General features: G+C 62.4%; 15 protein-coding genes. 6 read left to right on the plus strand and 9 right to left on the minus strand.

Annotated features, from left to right (window positions below):
• Position 1: 1 nt before the first annotated feature.
• The 6 genes from paaI (at position 2) to Q0X18_RS07025 (ending at position 4904) form a co-directional block, all read left to right on the plus strand.
• Complete coding sequence (gene paaI, locus Q0X18_RS07000; protein ID WP_297560261.1) at positions 2–376, plus strand: hydroxyphenylacetyl-CoA thioesterase PaaI; 375 nt, start codon at positions 2–4, stop codon at positions 374–376.
• Between the two features lie 52 nt (positions 377–428).
• The gene (gene pcaF / locus Q0X18_RS07005; protein ID WP_297560263.1) at positions 429–1637 is read left to right on the plus strand and encodes a 3-oxoadipyl-CoA thiolase; all 1209 of its coding nucleotides are present in this window, start codon (positions 429–431) and stop codon (positions 1635–1637) included.
• On the plus strand, positions 1634–2383 hold the full coding sequence (locus Q0X18_RS07010; RefSeq protein ID WP_297560265.1) for an SDR family oxidoreductase: 750 nt from the start codon (positions 1634–1636) through the stop codon (positions 2381–2383). The genes pcaF and Q0X18_RS07010 overlap by 4 nt, the downstream gene beginning before the upstream one ends.
• A gap of 94 nt (positions 2384–2477) precedes the next feature.
• Positions 2478–3818, plus strand: coding sequence for a phenylacetate--CoA ligase family protein (locus tag Q0X18_RS07015; protein ID WP_297563034.1), 1341 nt, complete (start codon positions 2478–2480; stop codon positions 3816–3818).
• Positions 3815–4249 (plus strand): thioesterase family protein, encoded by a 435-nt coding sequence (locus Q0X18_RS07020; protein WP_297560267.1) that lies wholly within the window; start codon positions 3815–3817, stop codon positions 4247–4249. Before Q0X18_RS07015 ends, Q0X18_RS07020 begins: the two co-directional genes overlap by 4 nt.
• 46 nt (positions 4250–4295) lie before the next feature.
• Positions 4296–4904, plus strand: a complete 609-nt coding sequence (locus Q0X18_RS07025) for an LON peptidase substrate-binding domain-containing protein (RefSeq protein WP_297560269.1) — start codon at positions 4296–4298, stop codon at positions 4902–4904.
• Between the two features lies 1 nt (position 4905).
• Here the strand turns inward: Q0X18_RS07025 and Q0X18_RS07030 are convergent, their stop codons facing one another.
• The 9 genes from Q0X18_RS07030 to Q0X18_RS07070 form a co-directional block, all read right to left on the minus strand.
• The gene (locus Q0X18_RS07030) at positions 4906–5865 is read right to left on the minus strand and encodes a VWA domain-containing protein (RefSeq protein ID WP_297560271.1); all 960 of its coding nucleotides are present in this window, start codon (positions 5863–5865) and stop codon (positions 4906–4908) included.
• The gene (locus Q0X18_RS07035) at positions 5866–6762 is read right to left on the minus strand and encodes a VWA domain-containing protein (RefSeq protein ID WP_297560274.1); all 897 of its coding nucleotides are present in this window, start codon (positions 6760–6762) and stop codon (positions 5866–5868) included.
• 13 nt (positions 6763–6775) lie between these two features.
• Positions 6776–7837 carry a VWA domain-containing protein gene (locus tag Q0X18_RS07040; RefSeq protein WP_297560276.1) on the minus strand — a complete coding sequence of 354 codons (1062 nt, stop codon included), beginning with the start codon at positions 7835–7837 and terminating at the stop codon, positions 6776–6778.
• Positions 7834–8841: a DUF58 domain-containing protein gene (locus Q0X18_RS07045; protein ID WP_297560278.1), complete on the minus strand. Its 1008-nt coding sequence runs from the start codon at positions 8839–8841 to the stop codon at positions 7834–7836. Before Q0X18_RS07045 ends, Q0X18_RS07040 begins: the two co-directional genes overlap by 4 nt.
• Before the next feature lie 12 nt (positions 8842–8853).
• Positions 8854–9864: an AAA family ATPase gene (locus Q0X18_RS07050; protein ID WP_374707527.1), complete on the minus strand. Its 1011-nt coding sequence runs from the start codon at positions 9862–9864 to the stop codon at positions 8854–8856.
• An 82-nt stretch (positions 9865–9946) separates the two neighbouring features.
• A complete protein-coding gene (locus Q0X18_RS07055; RefSeq protein WP_297560282.1) occupies positions 9947–10450 on the minus strand; it encodes a hypothetical protein in 504 nt (167 codons plus the stop codon).
• Between the two features lie 88 nt (positions 10451–10538).
• Positions 10539–11411, minus strand: a complete 873-nt coding sequence (locus Q0X18_RS07060) for an NAD(P)-dependent oxidoreductase (protein ID WP_297560285.1) — start codon at positions 11409–11411, stop codon at positions 10539–10541.
• A 249-nt stretch (positions 11412–11660) separates the two neighbouring features.
• Complete coding sequence (locus tag Q0X18_RS07065; protein WP_297560288.1) at positions 11661–12719, minus strand: glycoside hydrolase family 26 protein; 1059 nt, start codon at positions 12717–12719, stop codon at positions 11661–11663.
• A gap of 9 nt (positions 12720–12728) precedes the next feature.
• Entirely contained in the window at positions 12729–14540 is a 1812-nt protein-coding gene (locus Q0X18_RS07070; RefSeq protein ID WP_297560290.1) for a polysaccharide deacetylase family protein, read from the minus strand.
• Positions 14541–14544: the final 4 nt, after the last annotated feature.

The following is a 14544-nucleotide window of genomic DNA, read 5'->3' on the forward strand; positions in this document are numbered from 1 at the left end:
CATGCACGCCCTCACCGACCCTTATATGCAGCTTTTGGGCCTGGAAACCCGGCTGGTGGAGCCCGGCCGGGCCGTGGTGGCCGCCCAGGTCAAGCCCGAGCACCTCAACATCCACGGGGCCTGCCACGGCGGCTTCCTGTACAGCCTGGCCGATGCGGCTTTTGCCCTGGCCTCCAACTCGCACGGCACCGCCGCGGTGGCCCTCACCACCCAGATGCAGTACTTCAAGGCCGTGCAGGCCGGTGAGCACCTCGAGGCCCACGCCAGCGAGGAGAACCTGGGCCGGCGCACCGCCACCTACCGCATCGAGGTTCGCAGCAATGGGCGCGTGGTAGCCCTCTTTACCGGCACGGTCTTCCGCTTTGCCGAAGGCTAGCCTGTTCGCAAAAGGCGCTTGTGGATACGACCCCGATAGGATAAAACACCTTATGACCATGGAAGCCTACATTCTGGACGCTGTTCGCACACCGGTTGGCAAGCATGGGGGCGCCCTTTCCTCGGTGCGCCCCGACGATCTGGGAGCCATCCCGCTCAAGGCCCTGCTGGAGCGCACCGGCATCCCCGGTAGCGACGTAGAGGACGTGTATATGGGCTGTGCCAACCAGGCCGGCGAGGACAACCGCAACGTGGCCCGCATGTCCTTGCTGCTGGCCGGGCTGCCCATCAGCGTGGGCGGCTCCACCATCAACCGCCTGTGCGGGAGCGGGCTGGACGCTGTAGCCAGCGCCGCCCGGGCCATCTGGGCTGGGGAGGGCCAGGTGTACCTGGGGGGTGGGGTGGAAAGCATGAGCCGCGCGCCCTGGGTGATGCCCAAGGCCGAAAAGGGCTTCGCCACCGGCAACGTCACCCTCTACGACACCACCCTGGGCTGGCGGCTGGTGAACCCCCGGATGAAGGAGCTCTACGGCACCGACTCGATGGGCGAGACCGCCGAAAACCTGGCCGAGCAGTACAAAATTAGCCGCGAGGCCCAGGACAGGTTTGCCCTGCACTCGCACCAAAAGGCCATCCGGGCCCAGCAGAGCGGGGCCTACGCCAGCCAGTTGGTGCCGGTGGAGGTCAAAGACCGCAAAGGCCACGCCACCCTGGTGCAAACCGACGAGGGCCCCCGGGCCGACACCAGCCTCGAGGCCCTGGCCCAGCTCAAACCGGTCTTCCGGGCCGGGGGCAGCGTGACCGCCGGTAACTCTTCTTCGCTCAACGACGGGGCCGCAGCCGTTTTGCTGGTGGCCGACGCCTACGCCAAGGCCCACGGACTCAAGCCCATGGCCCGGGTGCGGGCCATCGCGGTGGCGGGGGTGGAGCCGCGCATTATGGGCATCGGGCCGGTGCCCGCAACCCAGAAAGCCCTGCAACGGGCCGGCCTCACCCTGCAAGACATCGGCCTGATTGAGCTAAACGAGGCCTTTGCCGCCCAGAGCCTGGCCGTGCTGCAGGAGTGGGGCCTCGAGCCCGAGGACGAGCGGCTGAACGTCAACGGCGGGGCCATCGCCATCGGCCACCCCCTGGGCTGCTCGGGGGCCCGCATCCTGACCAACCTGGTGCACGAGATGCAGCGCCGCCAGGTGCAGTTTGGGCTGGCTACCATGTGCATTGGGGTGGGACAGGGCATCGCCATGGTGGTGGAGCGGGTATGAAGGTGCTCGAGCAGTTCAACCTGAATGGCAAAACCGCCCTGGTGACCGGGGGCTCGAGGGGCCTGGGCCTGGAGATTGCCTGCGGCTTGCGCGAGGCCGGGGCCCGGGTGGCCCTGCTGGCCCGGCGCGAAAGCTTCTTTGCGGAGGCCCTGAAGCTCATCCCCGATGCGATACCCATTGTGGGCAACGTGCAGGACGAAGCGAGCCTCGAGGCCGCTTTTGCCCGGGTGGGCCCGGTGGACATCCTGGTCAACGCCGCCGGGGTGACCTGGGGCCAGGACGCCCTGGAAGTGCCGGTGGAGAAGATCCGCGAGGTGCTGGACATCAACGTAACCGGGGCTTTTCTGGCCTCGAGGATCGCCGCCCGCGGCATGAAGGCCCGCGGCTACGGCAAAATCCTCAACATCGCCTCGGTCGCGGGCCTGGCCGGCAGCCCCAGTGAGGTGATGGACGCCGCTGCCTACTCGGCCTCTAAAGGTGCGCTCATCGCTCTGACGCGCGACCTGGCGGTCAAGTGGGGGCCCTTTGGTATCCGCGTGAACGCCCTGGCGCCGGGGTTCTTCCCTACCCGCATGACCGAAAAACTGCTGGCCCGCACCGAGCAGCTCGTGCGCGAGCGCACACCGCTGGGTCGCATCGGAAAAACCGGCGAGCTGGCCGCTGCCGCCCTGTACCTGTGCAGCCCGGCCTCGGACTACGTAACCGGGCAGGTGCTGGCGGTGGATGGGGGGATGACCGCGCTATGAGCGTAGCTTCGATCCGCCGGTGCAGCAAAACACAACCCTACCACAGGTGTAAACTGTCGTTCTGAAGCCAATAGACCTCGAGGTGCCTATGCCCATGTTCCAGCCCGAACTCGAGACCCTTCCCCGCCCTAAGCTCACCGAACTGCAAAACCAGCGCTTGCGCGAGCAGGTCGCCTATGTGTATGAGCGGGTGCCCTTCTACCGGCAGGCCCTGGACGAGAAGGGGCTCAAACCCAGTGACATCCGGAGTGTAGAGGATCTGCATAAGCTCCCCTTTACCAAAAAGAAAGACCTGCGCGACACCTACCCCTTCGGGATGTTTGCTGTACCCCGCCAGGAGCTCGCCCGCATCCACGCCTCCAGCGGCACCACCGGCAAGCCTACCGTGGTGGGTTATACCAAAGGCGACCTGGAGATTTTTGCCGAGGTGGTGGCCCGCTCGCTGGCGGCAGCAGGAGGCCGGCCCGGCATGATGCTACACAACGCCTACGGCTACGGGCTTTTTACCGGCGGGCTGGGCCTGCACGGCGGCGCGGAGAAACTGGGTATGGTGGTGGTGCCCATCTCGGGCGGCATGACCGATCGGCAGATTATGCTCATCCAGGACTTCAAGCCCGAGATGATCGCCTGCACCCCCTCCTATGCCCAGACCCTGGCCGAGGAGTTCAAAAGGCGCGGCATTGCACCCGAGGAGATCAGCCTGCAGTACGCCATCCTGGGGGCCGAGCCCTGGACCGAGGCCATCCGTAAAAGCGTGGACGAGGGGCTGGGGGTCAGGGCCACCAACATCTATGGCCTCTCGGAGATCATCGGGCCGGGGGTTTCCAACGAGGACGTGAACGAGCGCGAAGGGCTCAGCTACATCTGGGAAGACCATTTCTACCCCGAGGTAGTAGACCCCGAGACCGGCGATCCCCTGCCCGACGGCGAGGTGGGGGTGCTGGTCTTCACCACCCTGACCAAGAAGGCCATGCCCATCTTGCGCTACTGGACGGGCGACCTGACCTACATCACCCGTGAACCCGGCCCCTCGGGGCGTACCCACGCCCGCATGGCCCAGATCCGGGGCCGCACCGACGACATGCTGATCGTGCGGGGGGTGAACGTCTATCCCACCCAGATCGAGGCGGTGCTGAAGGAGATTCCCGAGGTGGTGCCGCACTATCAGATTGTGCTTACCCGCGAGGGCCCCATGGACGAGGTGGAGCTGAAGCTCGAGGTTGCCGAGCCTTTCTTCCGTGAAATCGGGCAGAAGGTGCTTTCCGACGAGGTTATTGAAGCCGACCACCGGCTGGCCCACCTGCGCGAGAAAGTGGCCCGGAAAATCAAGGATAACGTGGGCATCTCGGTGAAGGTCTCGCTCATCAACCCCGGCACGGCCCCCCGCAGCGAGGGCGGCAAGCTCAAGCGGGTGGCCGACCTGCGTAAACTATGAAGCCCATACCCCCCGGCTACCAGGCCAGCTTCGAAACGGTGGTCACCGACGAGATGACCGTGGACTTCGAGCACCCCGACGACCCCCAACTGGGCAAGCTGCACCCGGTCTACGCCACCTACTGGATGGCCAAGCACATGGAACTGGCCGGGCGCAAGATCATCCTGCCTTTCCTGGAAGAGGGCGAGGAGGGCATTGGCTCCAAGGTGAGCGTGGATCACCTGGCCTCGGCCCTGCCCGGCATGAAGGTGCGCATTGTGGCTGAGCACCTGCGCACCGAAGGCAACCGGGTGCACGCCCAGTGCACCGCCTGGAACGAGCTGGGCGACCAGATTGGCGTGGGCTACACCGAGCAGGTGATCCTGCCCAGGGCCAGGCTGCTACGAATTTTCGAGAAACTCCAGGAGCGCTGGCAGGAACAGCGCAAGTGAAACAGCACCTTTGCACACCGCCGTCTGTACCCCTTAACCTGATACCGTGAAGCGCCTCCCCCTCTTCCCCCTGCCCGAGACCGTGGTTTTTCCAGGGCTGCTGATTCCGCTGTACATCTTCGAGGAACGCTACAAGCAGATGGTGCGGGACTTGCTGGCCCAGAGCGAAGACCAGCGGCGGTTTGTGATTACCCTGGCCACCGCGCAGGGCTTCCGGGAGGTGGGGGGGTATGTGGACTTACTGGCGGCCTCGGAAAACCCGGACGGCACCTTCAACATTGTCTGCCGGGGTGGGGAGCGCTGCCGGGTGGAGGGGGTGGGGGTTTTTGAAAAGAACCTGTACCAGACCACCCTGGACATCCCCTGGCCCCTCGAGCGCAGCGCCCGCAGCGAGGAAATCGTGGCAGCCTGGGATGCCATGGAGGTTTTCCGCAGCTACATGGCCGGAGTCGCCGACCCCAGCGCCCTGGAAGAGGCCATCGCCAACCTGCCCGACGACCCCCTTTACCAGGCCTCTTTTCTGTGCGTGAACCTGCGGGTCTCGGCGCTGGATCGGCAGGCTTTGCTCGAGGCCCCCTCCCTTATTGCCCGGCTCGAGCTGGCCCAGACCCTCATGCGACAGGGTTCAATGGCCGGCAGCGGCGCCGAGGCCTGATTCATACCACTCGGCGCCGCAACTGGCCTATCCCCAGACTGAGCACCAGCGCCAGGGCCGACAGCAAAGCAAACACCGCCGATACCTCGTCCTGGCGCACGCGCCAGGTCATCTGACGGGACAGCTTGCGGTAGGCCTCCTTGAGCTTAGCCGCCGAGTCTACAAAGTAGTACTGGCCATCGCCCATCCTGGCAATCTCTTTGAGGGTCTCCTCATCGAACTGAGCCGCCAGGGCATACTGCTCGGGCAGGCCCGGCACCGGGCCATCCGAGGCTCGGCCAATGCCAATAGCGTGCACCCGAACTTGCAGACGGGCCGCCTCCTTCACGGCCTCTACCGGGTCTACCCCGCCCAGGCTGCGTCCATCGGTGAGCAGAATGATGGTGGCAAGGCTCTTGGGATCGGGGGCTTCGGCGCGTTCGGAAAGGGGGGGTAAGGCCTCAATACTCTCCAGGATAGCATCGCCGATGGCCGTACCCAGGTTGAGCTCTAAAAAGTCTACCGCCTCCAACAAGCGCCCCCGGTCGGTGGTGAGGGGCACCACCAGGTGTGCGTCGCGGGAAAAGGTCACCAGGGCCACCCGGATACCTTCTGGCAGTTCGCGGATGAAGGTGCGCAGGGCCGCCCGGGCCGCCTCGAAGCGGCTGGGCTTTACATCGGTGGCCCGCATCGAAAGGCTGATGTCCACCGTCAGCACCACCGCTGCCTTGGGGTCGGCCTGCAAGACTGGCAGGGTGGGCCGGGCCAGGGCCAGTACTGCCCCTACCAAGGCCAGCAGATATAGCCCTGCCGAAAGGTGCTGCCGCCAGGTGTTGTTTCGCCTCAAGGCCCGCGCCAGCACCGCAATCTCGGGGTATAGCACCACCGACTCGGCGGGCGGTCGCAGGTTGCGCCGGTACAGCCAAATGAGCAGTGGAACTAAGAGCAAGAAGCCCAGCGCCCAGGGCCACAGAAACGCCATTCAGATCACCCGTCGCCGCAAAGCCGACCAGCCCATGCTAAAGCCCAGCACTAGCGCTGCCAGCAGGCTCAAAATACCGCTTATCTCGGTGGTCTGGGGGCGCCAGGCCAGCACCCGTCCCAGGTCGGTATGGACTTTGCTCAGATCGCTGGCCGAGAAGATGGGGTAGTAGCGGCCCCCAGTTCGGTCGGCCACCTTTTTGAGCATCTCCTCGTCGAAGTTGTGGCCGTGGGTGCCTACCCCAATGGCGTGCACCTTGATACCCCGCCTGCGCGCTTCTTCGGCAATTTTGAGCGGGTCGTTGCCGGAGACGTCGTGGCCGTGCGAGAAGAGCACAATCACCCCAGGGCTCATGCCCTCGGGCGGGCTTTCCGGGAGGGCTTCCAGGGCGGCCAGCAGCCCGTAAGTAAAGGAGAACCCTCCACCCAGGTCGAGGCTGTCAATGGCTGATCGAAACGCCGCGCGGTCGGTGGTAGGCGGTAGCAGCAAGGTTCCGTAACCGGAAAAGGTTGCAACGCCCACCTTGATGTGCTTGGGGAGCTTCTCCACCAGCGCCTTGGCGGCCATCTGGGTGGCCACCATGCGGTTGGGCGTGATATCGGTCTGGCGCATCGACCAGCCGTTTTCGATAGCCAGAATCACCCCGGCCAAGTTCTCGGGCATCATCAGCCGGAGGGTGGGGCGGGCCGTGGCGATGAGGGCGGCCACCAGGGCCAGAAAAAAGCCAATGGCAGGCAGGTAAACCCAGATGGAATTTTGCACCACATGACCCATCGGGCCTATCCCCGGATACCAGACATAACTGCTGGAGCGCCCGCTTTGCATGCGCCAGTACAGCACAGCCAGCAGCACCAGAACTAGCAGGCTTAGCAGGTTCCAGGGCGCGAGAAAACCCATGGTCTGGCCCCCTTTACGGCACCCGTCGCTGCCAGCGCAGGCTCAGCCCAGCCGCCATAATCATCAACACGGCGGCCAGGGCCGAAAGCAGCGAGGAAATCTCGGTCTTGGTGCCCTCCCAGCGGATCACCACGCCCAGCTCCTGTACAATCGCCCGCAGGGCTTCCTCGGTAGGGGGGTAGGTATTCTTGCCGCCGGTAGCTTGGGCAAGCTGCTCGAGGTTCCGGGACTCGAAGGGGATGTAGTAGTTCCGGCCCTCGATCTGGGCTACTGCGCCGCCGGGCTGGCCCATGGGAAAGGTGTAAAGCCGGACGTTGGCGTTATTGGCAAACCGCGCCGCAATCTCGAGGCTGTTGCGGGTGGGCAGGCCGGGGTTGGTGCTCACGTTGGAAGCCCCGTCCGACAGGATTACCACGCTACCGGGCAGCAGGTCCTGGGGGGGCTGGGTCTGGGGGGTGGGGAGATCGGGCACCCCCTGCAAGGGATCGGGCTGCTGCAAACCGGGCGGCTGGAGCTCGGCGGGGGGTTTGAGGTTTTTGCGCCCCGGCAGCATCCGCACCCCGGTGATGATGGCGTTCTCGATGGAGGTGTTCTGGGCCGGTTTAAGCCGCTCGATGGCCTCCAGAAGTTTCTGGCGGTCGGTGGTGGGCATCACCAGGGCCGAGGCCGAGTCGGAAAAGCTCACCAGGCCAATCTGGGTGGTGGGCGGGGCCAGCTCGATAAACTTGCGGGCCGTGGCCTTGGCGGCTTCCAGGCGGCTGGGGTTCAGGTCGGCGGCCAGCATCGAGCGCGAGGTATCCACCGCCAGCACCACCGCCGCTTTGTTGGTGGGTAAGGGTGGGCTGGCCACCGGGCGGGCCGCCGCCAGCAAGAGCAGAAACAGGGCCAGCAGTTGCAAAGCCAGCGGCCAGCGCACGTGGGCTTTGGGCGGCTGGTGTACTACCACCCTGCGCAAACGCTCATCGGCAAAAGCCTCGGCAGTGCGCTCGCGCCGTCTTTTAGCCCAGACCAAAAACCCTAGCAGCAGCGGTAATAGCAGCAGCAACCATAAGAAAACCGGCCAGGTAAAGCTCATCTTCGCCCCCTTCTGCGTAGGGTGAACTTGAGGAGTGGCTCCACAATTTCCTGTGCGGTGGACAGGCTGAGCACATCCACCTGAGCAGCCCGCAGGGTACGTTCTAGCATTGCTTCGCGGGCCTGCACCAAGGCCGCGTAGGCCCGACGTACCCTGGGGTCGCTGGTATCTATCCAGATTTCCTCACCGCTCTCGGGGTCGCGCAGGCGCAGCTCACCCGCGTTGGGCAGCTCTTTTTCCGCGGGATCGAAGATGCGCACAGCCACCACATCGTGCCGGTAAGCCAGCCGCCGGAGCCCCTGGGCCCATGGGGGCTCTTGCTCGGGCTGGGGATTGAGAAAGTCGGAGACCACAAACAGGAGGGCCCGGCGCTTGAGGGTTTTGGCCACGTGCTCGAGGGCATCTTCCAGCGAGCCTGTCTCCACAGGTTTCGACCGCGGTTTTGTGACTGGAACAGCCTCGCTCTGTGACGCCATAAGCCCGTACAGCTCGTGCAGAATCCGCAGCGCCTGCCTGCGGCCGGTACCCGGCGGTATCACCCGCATCCCGGCCTCGGAAAACCCGATTGCGCCCACCTTGTCGCCGTGCCGCCCTACTATGGCCGCCGCCGTGCCCACAAACTCCAGGGCCTCCTCGAGCTTGAGCACCCGCCGGGTGCCAAAGCGCATCGAGGCGGAGAGATCCACCATCAGCCAGACCGTGACCTCTTTTTCTTCGCGGTACTGTCGGATGTGGATCTTGCCGGTGCGGGCGGTTACGTTCCAGTCAATGCGGCGCACCTCGTCGCCAGGCTGGTACTCCCGCACCTCGGCCAGATCCAGGCTGGGGCCGTAGAAAAAGCCGGTGTAGTCGCCAAACAAAAACCCGTCCAGCCGCTTCAAGACCCTGAACTCGAGCCTGCGCAACAGCTCGGCAGGCAGCTCGCGCGGGCGGGGTGGGGCCGCCTTGGGCTCGGCCTCGAGGGCCACCTCTATCTGGCTTTTGCGTGATCGTCGCAGCAGCATAGGTGGTTCTGCTCAGGCCGAGGGGTTCTCGGCGGGGGGGCGGGTGTCGCGGTAGGGATCGCCGATGTGCACCTTGGGCAGGGGGGTGGCGGCAATGATCTTCTGCACCACCTCCTCGAGCTTCACCTCGTCGGCCAGGGCCTCGTAGGACAGGATGATGCGGTGGCGCAGCACCTCCGGGGCCAGGTCGCGCACGTCCTCGGGCAGGGCGTACTCGCGGCCCCGCACGATGGCCAGGGCTTTGGCTCCCAGAATCAGGTTGACGCTGGCGCGCGGGCTGCCCCCAAAGCTGATGTACTTCTTCAGGTTCGAAAGACCCACCTCGCCGGGGTCGCGGGTGGCACGGGCCAGCCGCACCGCGTACTCGGTGACGGCCTGGTGCACGTGCACCTTGTCGGCCATAGCCTGCAAGTAGCGCAGCTCGTCGCCCGAGAGCACCTCGGCCACCCGCTCGAACTTGGTAGAGACCCGGTCTACCACCGTCATCTCCTCGTAGAAGGCAGGGTAGTCAATCCAGACCTTAAACATGAAGCGGTCTACCTGGGCCTCGGGCAGGAAGTAGGTGCCCTCCGACTCGATGGGGTTCTGCGTAGCCAGCACCAGGAAGGGGTCGGGCAGCTTGAAGGTCTCGTGGCCGATGGTGACCTGGCGCTCCTGCATGGCCTCGAGCAGGGCCGACTGGATCTTGGCCGGGGCCCGGTTTATCTCGTCGGCCAGAATCAGGTTGGCAAAGATGGGGCCAAGCTCCACCTCGAAGCTGGCCTCTTTGGGGTTGTAGATGCGGGTGCCTACCAGGTCGGCGGGCACCAGGTCGGGGGTGAACTGGATGCGCTTGAAGCTGGCCCCGATGGCCTCGGCCATGGTCTTGATGGCCAGGGTTTTAGCCAGGCCCGGCACCCCCTCAATCAGGATGTGGCCCCGCGCCAGCAGCGCAACCAGCATACGCTCCAGCATCAGATCCTGCCCCACAATCACCTTCTTGACTTCCAGCAGCAGGCTTCGCAGCTTGGCGGCAGCGTCCATTACGGCCTGGGGCTCGAGGGTAGGTTTCGGCGCTTCGTTCATAACAACCTCTCTTATGGCGGGATGCAAGGGGTTGACGGGTTCAGATACTCTGGTCGGGGTTGCTGTCGGGAGGGGTGGGTGCAGGCGCAGGGGTGGGTTGCGAGGGAGGGCTGGGCAACGCGGGTGCGTTGGGGTCGAGCGGGATCAGCTCCGGCGAGCCCCCCGGCATCCCAGGCCCCGGCAGCGGGCCTCCGGGCCCCGGTAGGGGTTGTCCGGGCAGGTCGAAGCGGAACAACTGGCCATCCTGGTAAATCAGAAGGGGGCACTCCTCCCCCTGTCCCTGTCCAGGCTGCGGCTGGCCAGGCCCCTGACCTGGGCCTGGCTGTAGTGGGATAAGCTCGCGCGGGTCGGGCGCAGGTGTGGGCTGCTGTTGCTGATCGAACTGCACCAACTCAAACTGCCCTGTGTGCTGCCCTGAGCCCACCGACCCCTGGATACCCGATACCGAGCGCAGGCCTGCCCAATAGCCAGCGCCAAAGGTCGCCAGTACCAGCAAGGCCATTACAGCCGGTTTGCGCAGCCAATTCAGCCTGAGCTGTTCCATGCCTTACTTTATGACGCAATACTGGGTTCAATCTGAGAATGTCCTACGTTTAGGCCCACAATCTCTCATCCCTGCCGAGGAATGTTTCTTATTTGATTTCGACACCCGACCAGCGCTCGAGCAGCCGGGCTACCGCGGTGTGATCGACCTCGGTATTGCCTACCTCGCGCTTGGCAACCTCGAAGAACTCCCGCACCTGCCGCAGCATGGGGGCCGGGGTTCCGGCGGCCTCGAGCACCTTGGCACAGATGCCCACATCTTTAGCCAGCAGTCCCAGGGCAAAGGTATTGGGGAATTGGCGCGAAACCACCCGCTGACCAAACAGATTCTCGCTCACGTTGGAACGCCCCGAAGAGGCGTTGATGACCTCGAGGGCCAGCCTAGCATCCACTCCTTGCTTGACCAGGGCCACCATCCCTTCGCTCAGGGCCCACAGGTTGACCGCCAGCAGGGCGTTGTTCACCGCTTTGACCGCATGCCCCGAGCCCAGCGGCCCCACGTGCACAATCTTGGCAGCATAAACCTCCATCACCGGCCTGGCACGGGCAAAGTCCTCGGCTGAACCTCCGGCCATCACGGTGGCCCTGGCCTGCACCGCGCCAGCCACACCGCCGGATAAACAAGCATCGAGGTAGGAAACCCCTTTCTCTTGAAGCATCCGGGCGGTCTTCCGGGCCAGCTCGGGCTCGCCCGAGGTGTGATCCACCCAGAGCGTACCGGGGCGCAGGTAGGGCAGCAGCTTATGGGCGATCTCGTCCACCTCGAGGGAGGTGGGCAGGCAGGTGAACAGAATATCGGCCTGCGCCACCTCGGGCAGCTCCACGGCCCTCGAGCCAAACTCTTTGGCATGGGCTTCGGCCTTGGCAAAGGTACGATTCCAGACCAGGGTCTCGTGGTGTTGTGCCAGGTGACCGGCAATCGGATACCCCATCGCGCCAAGTCCGATAAAGGCAACTTTCATGCCCAAATAATAACCGATGTTTATCGGCTAATTTGTCTATAGAGGCCATAATACCAGCTTCGGTCAGTTCGCCACCGAGCGGTAGCAAGCTAACCCAGCCGAAGTTATCCGCGTGGCGGAGGGCAATACCCGTCTCTTGGAACGGGATGCGCTTTCTTCGCTAAGCAGAGCGAGGGATGTACTCAAGAATTCAAAAAGATAATCTCACAAGGTTTATGTTCTAGCTTTTTTGAATCCGACATCGACCGTTCAAAGTGGATGATCCACTATCTGCGGTGAAGCCAGTTTCTGGCGAAATACTTCTTTGAGGCCCGGTATGGCTTGAACCCGCATCTCTGTCTGGTCAAAAGCCTCATTCCACCATGCAAATCCGCGAACTTGCGGCCACCGGTTAGATAGAATCTCGGCAAGAGCGGCCTCGGCCCACTTCACCGCACTCACTCCGGGATTGCCCGCGGTAACGCCAAATTCTGCCACTACCACGGGCTTGGTTGGGGCCAGTTGTGCCAGGCGGAGCATAACTGCATTCATTCCATCGGCAAAGGTCTGGGGATTGTTCTCAGTGGGTTCCTGGGCCCCATAAACAGAAACACCAATCCAGTCCACCACGTCGTCACCCGGGTAGTAATTTTCCAGGCGGTTCCACTCAGTAGCGGGGTCGTCGTAGGCATCGACGTGCCAAACCCAGGTCAGGTTGTCTGCCCCGCTCGATCGAATGGTCTGAACAATATGGCGGTAAGTGTCGCGAAAGCGCTTGGGGCCCAGGACTGAGCCTCCGTTCCACTTGCCATTCCAGGAGAACCATTGGCCGTTAGCCTCTGTACCCCATTCAACCAGCACCGGTGTACCAAAAGCCTTGGCAGCCTGACCCCAGGCTCTGAGATCAGCGTCAAAATCGCCTCGCAGAATGGCCTCGAGGCTATACAACGGCTCGGTCACGTATGTCTCGCTACTGCTGCGCAGCATTAGCCGGATATACGGAACTGCACCTTTGGCGCGTATCCATTCTGCAGTTGCCTTGGGGAAGGCCCGGCTGGCAAACCAATCGTTGGAGAAGTATACCCAAGCCACCTTGCGCCCAACTGCTTCTGTATACGCATCCAGCGCAGCCGGTGTAACCTGGTACTCTTCCAGATTTTTTTGCCCAGGGTAGACCCCATGGTAATACGAGCCTGGGGGAGGAATCCCTATCTGTTTAGCCAATGGTGGGCTGGGGTCAACCGGTGGTACTGGGAAGGTAAAATCTTGACACCCTCCCAGCATCAGCACCACCAGCAAGAAACTTTTATGGGGCATAGCGTAGCGCATCTACTGGGTCTACTGGGTTGAAACCGTAGTGGGGTCTACGTAAGTATAGCCCAGGGTATTGCGAACATAGCGCAAAAAGCCCTCGAATTGTGCTGCCGAGTAAGCATTGGGGCCATCGTACTGGGGGTTAATCGTGTAAGCGTGGAAAAAGTGGCCTGCCCAAGGACAGCGCAGCACTCGGTTGGCTCGAGCCGCCTCTTCTACCATAGGCAATAAATAATTAGGCTGCACGCTGCCCAGGTTTTCAGGCAACATTAAGGTACCATTTACATCCCGCACTGGATAAGGGAAGAACTGGCCTGCAATTACCGAGCCTACTCGGTAAATGCGTCGCTCCATAACCCGGCTGTAAGTCTGGTTGAAGGTAGCATAGTAGCTGGGATCGGCCTCGTAGTGGGGCGTTGTCCAGCCTACAGGCGTGAGGTTGGCGGTGGACGTGCTCAGGTTTACCAGGATTGAGCGCCCAGTCAGAATGCGTTGCAGCGCGCTGCTGGCTGTCATCCCAGGGATTGGTGTGCTGGTAATGCGGTTACCGTTAGAATCCAGCTCGACCCGCCAGAATTCCCAGTCATCGCCCGAAATACCCGAGGGATTTTTCAGGTTTTCAAATTGGTGGGTGTAACCATGCTGGAAGATTTTGCCACGGATTCTGGGGATGCGGCGAAGCTGGGTGAGGGCTCCGCTGTTTTGCGTCCATTGAATCTGGGTAACCGGAACGGTATTGTTGTCCACGTACAGCGGTATTGCGGTCGCAAGGAACGGAATCCCCACCTTATTGATGATGTCCAGCATCCGCTTGAGGTCTGCTCCTGCATCATTGGGGCTCAAGTCCTCCATCCGGGCCAGCGCCCTGGGGGTGCAGGTCACATCCCGACCCATCATGGGCGCAATCAGGTCTGCAAAAATCAGATAGCGATCCTGCTCGTGAATATATGTGAAGGGATTGTCAGCTATATACCAGAAGTTGCCGCTTTGTAGGGCATAAGGAATCTGCCGTCCTGCACTATTTTTAGCCCAGGCGTGCACCACAACGCTCGGGGCGTCTGCAGCAACTTCAATCATTTCGATCGGCACTTCCAGCAACCCTGGTATGTATTTCTTGAAGGTATAGCCCCGGTAGTCGATTTTGTTGAAGCCTGTCGCAAACTCGGATGGCTGGTACTCTGGGTACAGCGCCACATAGCGCAGACCCAGTTGGCTCAGGCTGGCTCCGATGGCCGTGTTGTCCAGACGCCAGATGTTGTAGTTGAGCCAAGTCACCTTGGCTCCAGCCATAATGTCGGTGATAAAAGCTGGGGGAATGGGATCTTCGTAGGTGCTGCCAATATAAAAGGTACGGTAGTACTGGTTGGCCTCCCCGGGCGTATAGGCAGATATTGGCTTGCGGGTTACGGTTACATCGGCATAGCGACCCAGCAAGTTGGTAAGCATGATGGCATAAATCTGAGCTGCATCGGGATAAGAGAAAGCTTGAGCCTGGATCTCGCCCAGTGCTTGCGCCCCGGCCTGGTCGCCCTTGCCTTTGCCTCCTTTTTTGGGTTTTGTCGAATCGTCGTAGGCTAGGCCCGGTTTGAGTTGTATAGAACCAATTTTGGATTTTCCTTGCAAAGAAACCCCGTCGGATTCAGCAAATGTACCCGGCCCATCAGGATAAAGAATCAGTACCGCGGTAACGGCTTGCGCATTGACACCGTTGCCCTGATTGTCTTGCACGCCTGGGTTTGGAGAGCTACCACAAGCTGCAAAAATTAGTACCCCAACCAATAAGAGCAGAATCTTGCTGAAGTTGTTAACCGCCTCGAGCCACTTTGTTACGTTCATACGA

Origin of the sequence: Meiothermus sp., from assembly GCF_026004075.1 — a bacterium.
Classification (GTDB): domain Bacteria; phylum Deinococcota; class Deinococci; order Deinococcales; family Thermaceae; genus Meiothermus.

What these genes read in the sequence shown, in the direction of transcription:
- paaI (WP_297560261.1), top strand. Translation starts at nt 2, where the DNA reads ATGCACGCCCTCACCGACCCTTATATGCAGCTTTTGGGCCTGGAAACC.
- pcaF (WP_297560263.1), top strand. Translation starts at nt 429, where the DNA reads ATGACCATGGAAGCCTACATTCTGGACGCTGTTCGCACACCGGTTGGC.
- Q0X18_RS07010 (WP_297560265.1), top strand. Translation starts at nt 1,634, where the DNA reads ATGAAGGTGCTCGAGCAGTTCAACCTGAATGGCAAAACCGCCCTGGTG.
- Q0X18_RS07015 (WP_297563034.1), top strand. Translation starts at nt 2,478, where the DNA reads ATGTTCCAGCCCGAACTCGAGACCCTTCCCCGCCCTAAGCTCACCGAA.
- Q0X18_RS07020 (WP_297560267.1), top strand. Translation starts at nt 3,815, where the DNA reads ATGAAGCCCATACCCCCCGGCTACCAGGCCAGCTTCGAAACGGTGGTC.
- Q0X18_RS07030 (WP_297560271.1), bottom strand. Translation starts at nt 5,865, where the DNA reads ATGGCGTTTCTGTGGCCCTGGGCGCTGGGCTTCTTGCTCTTAGTTCCA.
- Q0X18_RS07035 (WP_297560274.1), bottom strand. Translation starts at nt 6,762, where the DNA reads ATGGGTTTTCTCGCGCCCTGGAACCTGCTAAGCCTGCTAGTTCTGGTG.
- Q0X18_RS07040 (WP_297560276.1), bottom strand. Translation starts at nt 7,837, where the DNA reads ATGAGCTTTACCTGGCCGGTTTTCTTATGGTTGCTGCTGCTATTACCG.
- Q0X18_RS07045 (WP_297560278.1), bottom strand. Translation starts at nt 8,841, where the DNA reads ATGCTGCTGCGACGATCACGCAAAAGCCAGATAGAGGTGGCCCTCGAG.
- Q0X18_RS07050 (WP_374707527.1), bottom strand. Translation starts at nt 9,864, where the DNA reads ATGGACGCTGCCGCCAAGCTGCGAAGCCTGCTGCTGGAAGTCAAGAAG.
- Q0X18_RS07055 (WP_297560282.1), bottom strand. Translation starts at nt 10,450, where the DNA reads ATGGAACAGCTCAGGCTGAATTGGCTGCGCAAACCGGCTGTAATGGCC.
- Q0X18_RS07060 (WP_297560285.1), bottom strand. Translation starts at nt 11,411, where the DNA reads ATGAAAGTTGCCTTTATCGGACTTGGCGCGATGGGGTATCCGATTGCC.
- Q0X18_RS07065 (WP_297560288.1), bottom strand. Translation starts at nt 12,719, where the DNA reads ATGCGCTACGCTATGCCCCATAAAAGTTTCTTGCTGGTGGTGCTGATG.
- Q0X18_RS07070 (WP_297560290.1), bottom strand. Translation starts at nt 14,540, where the DNA reads ATGAACGTAACAAAGTGGCTCGAGGCGGTTAACAACTTCAGCAAGATT.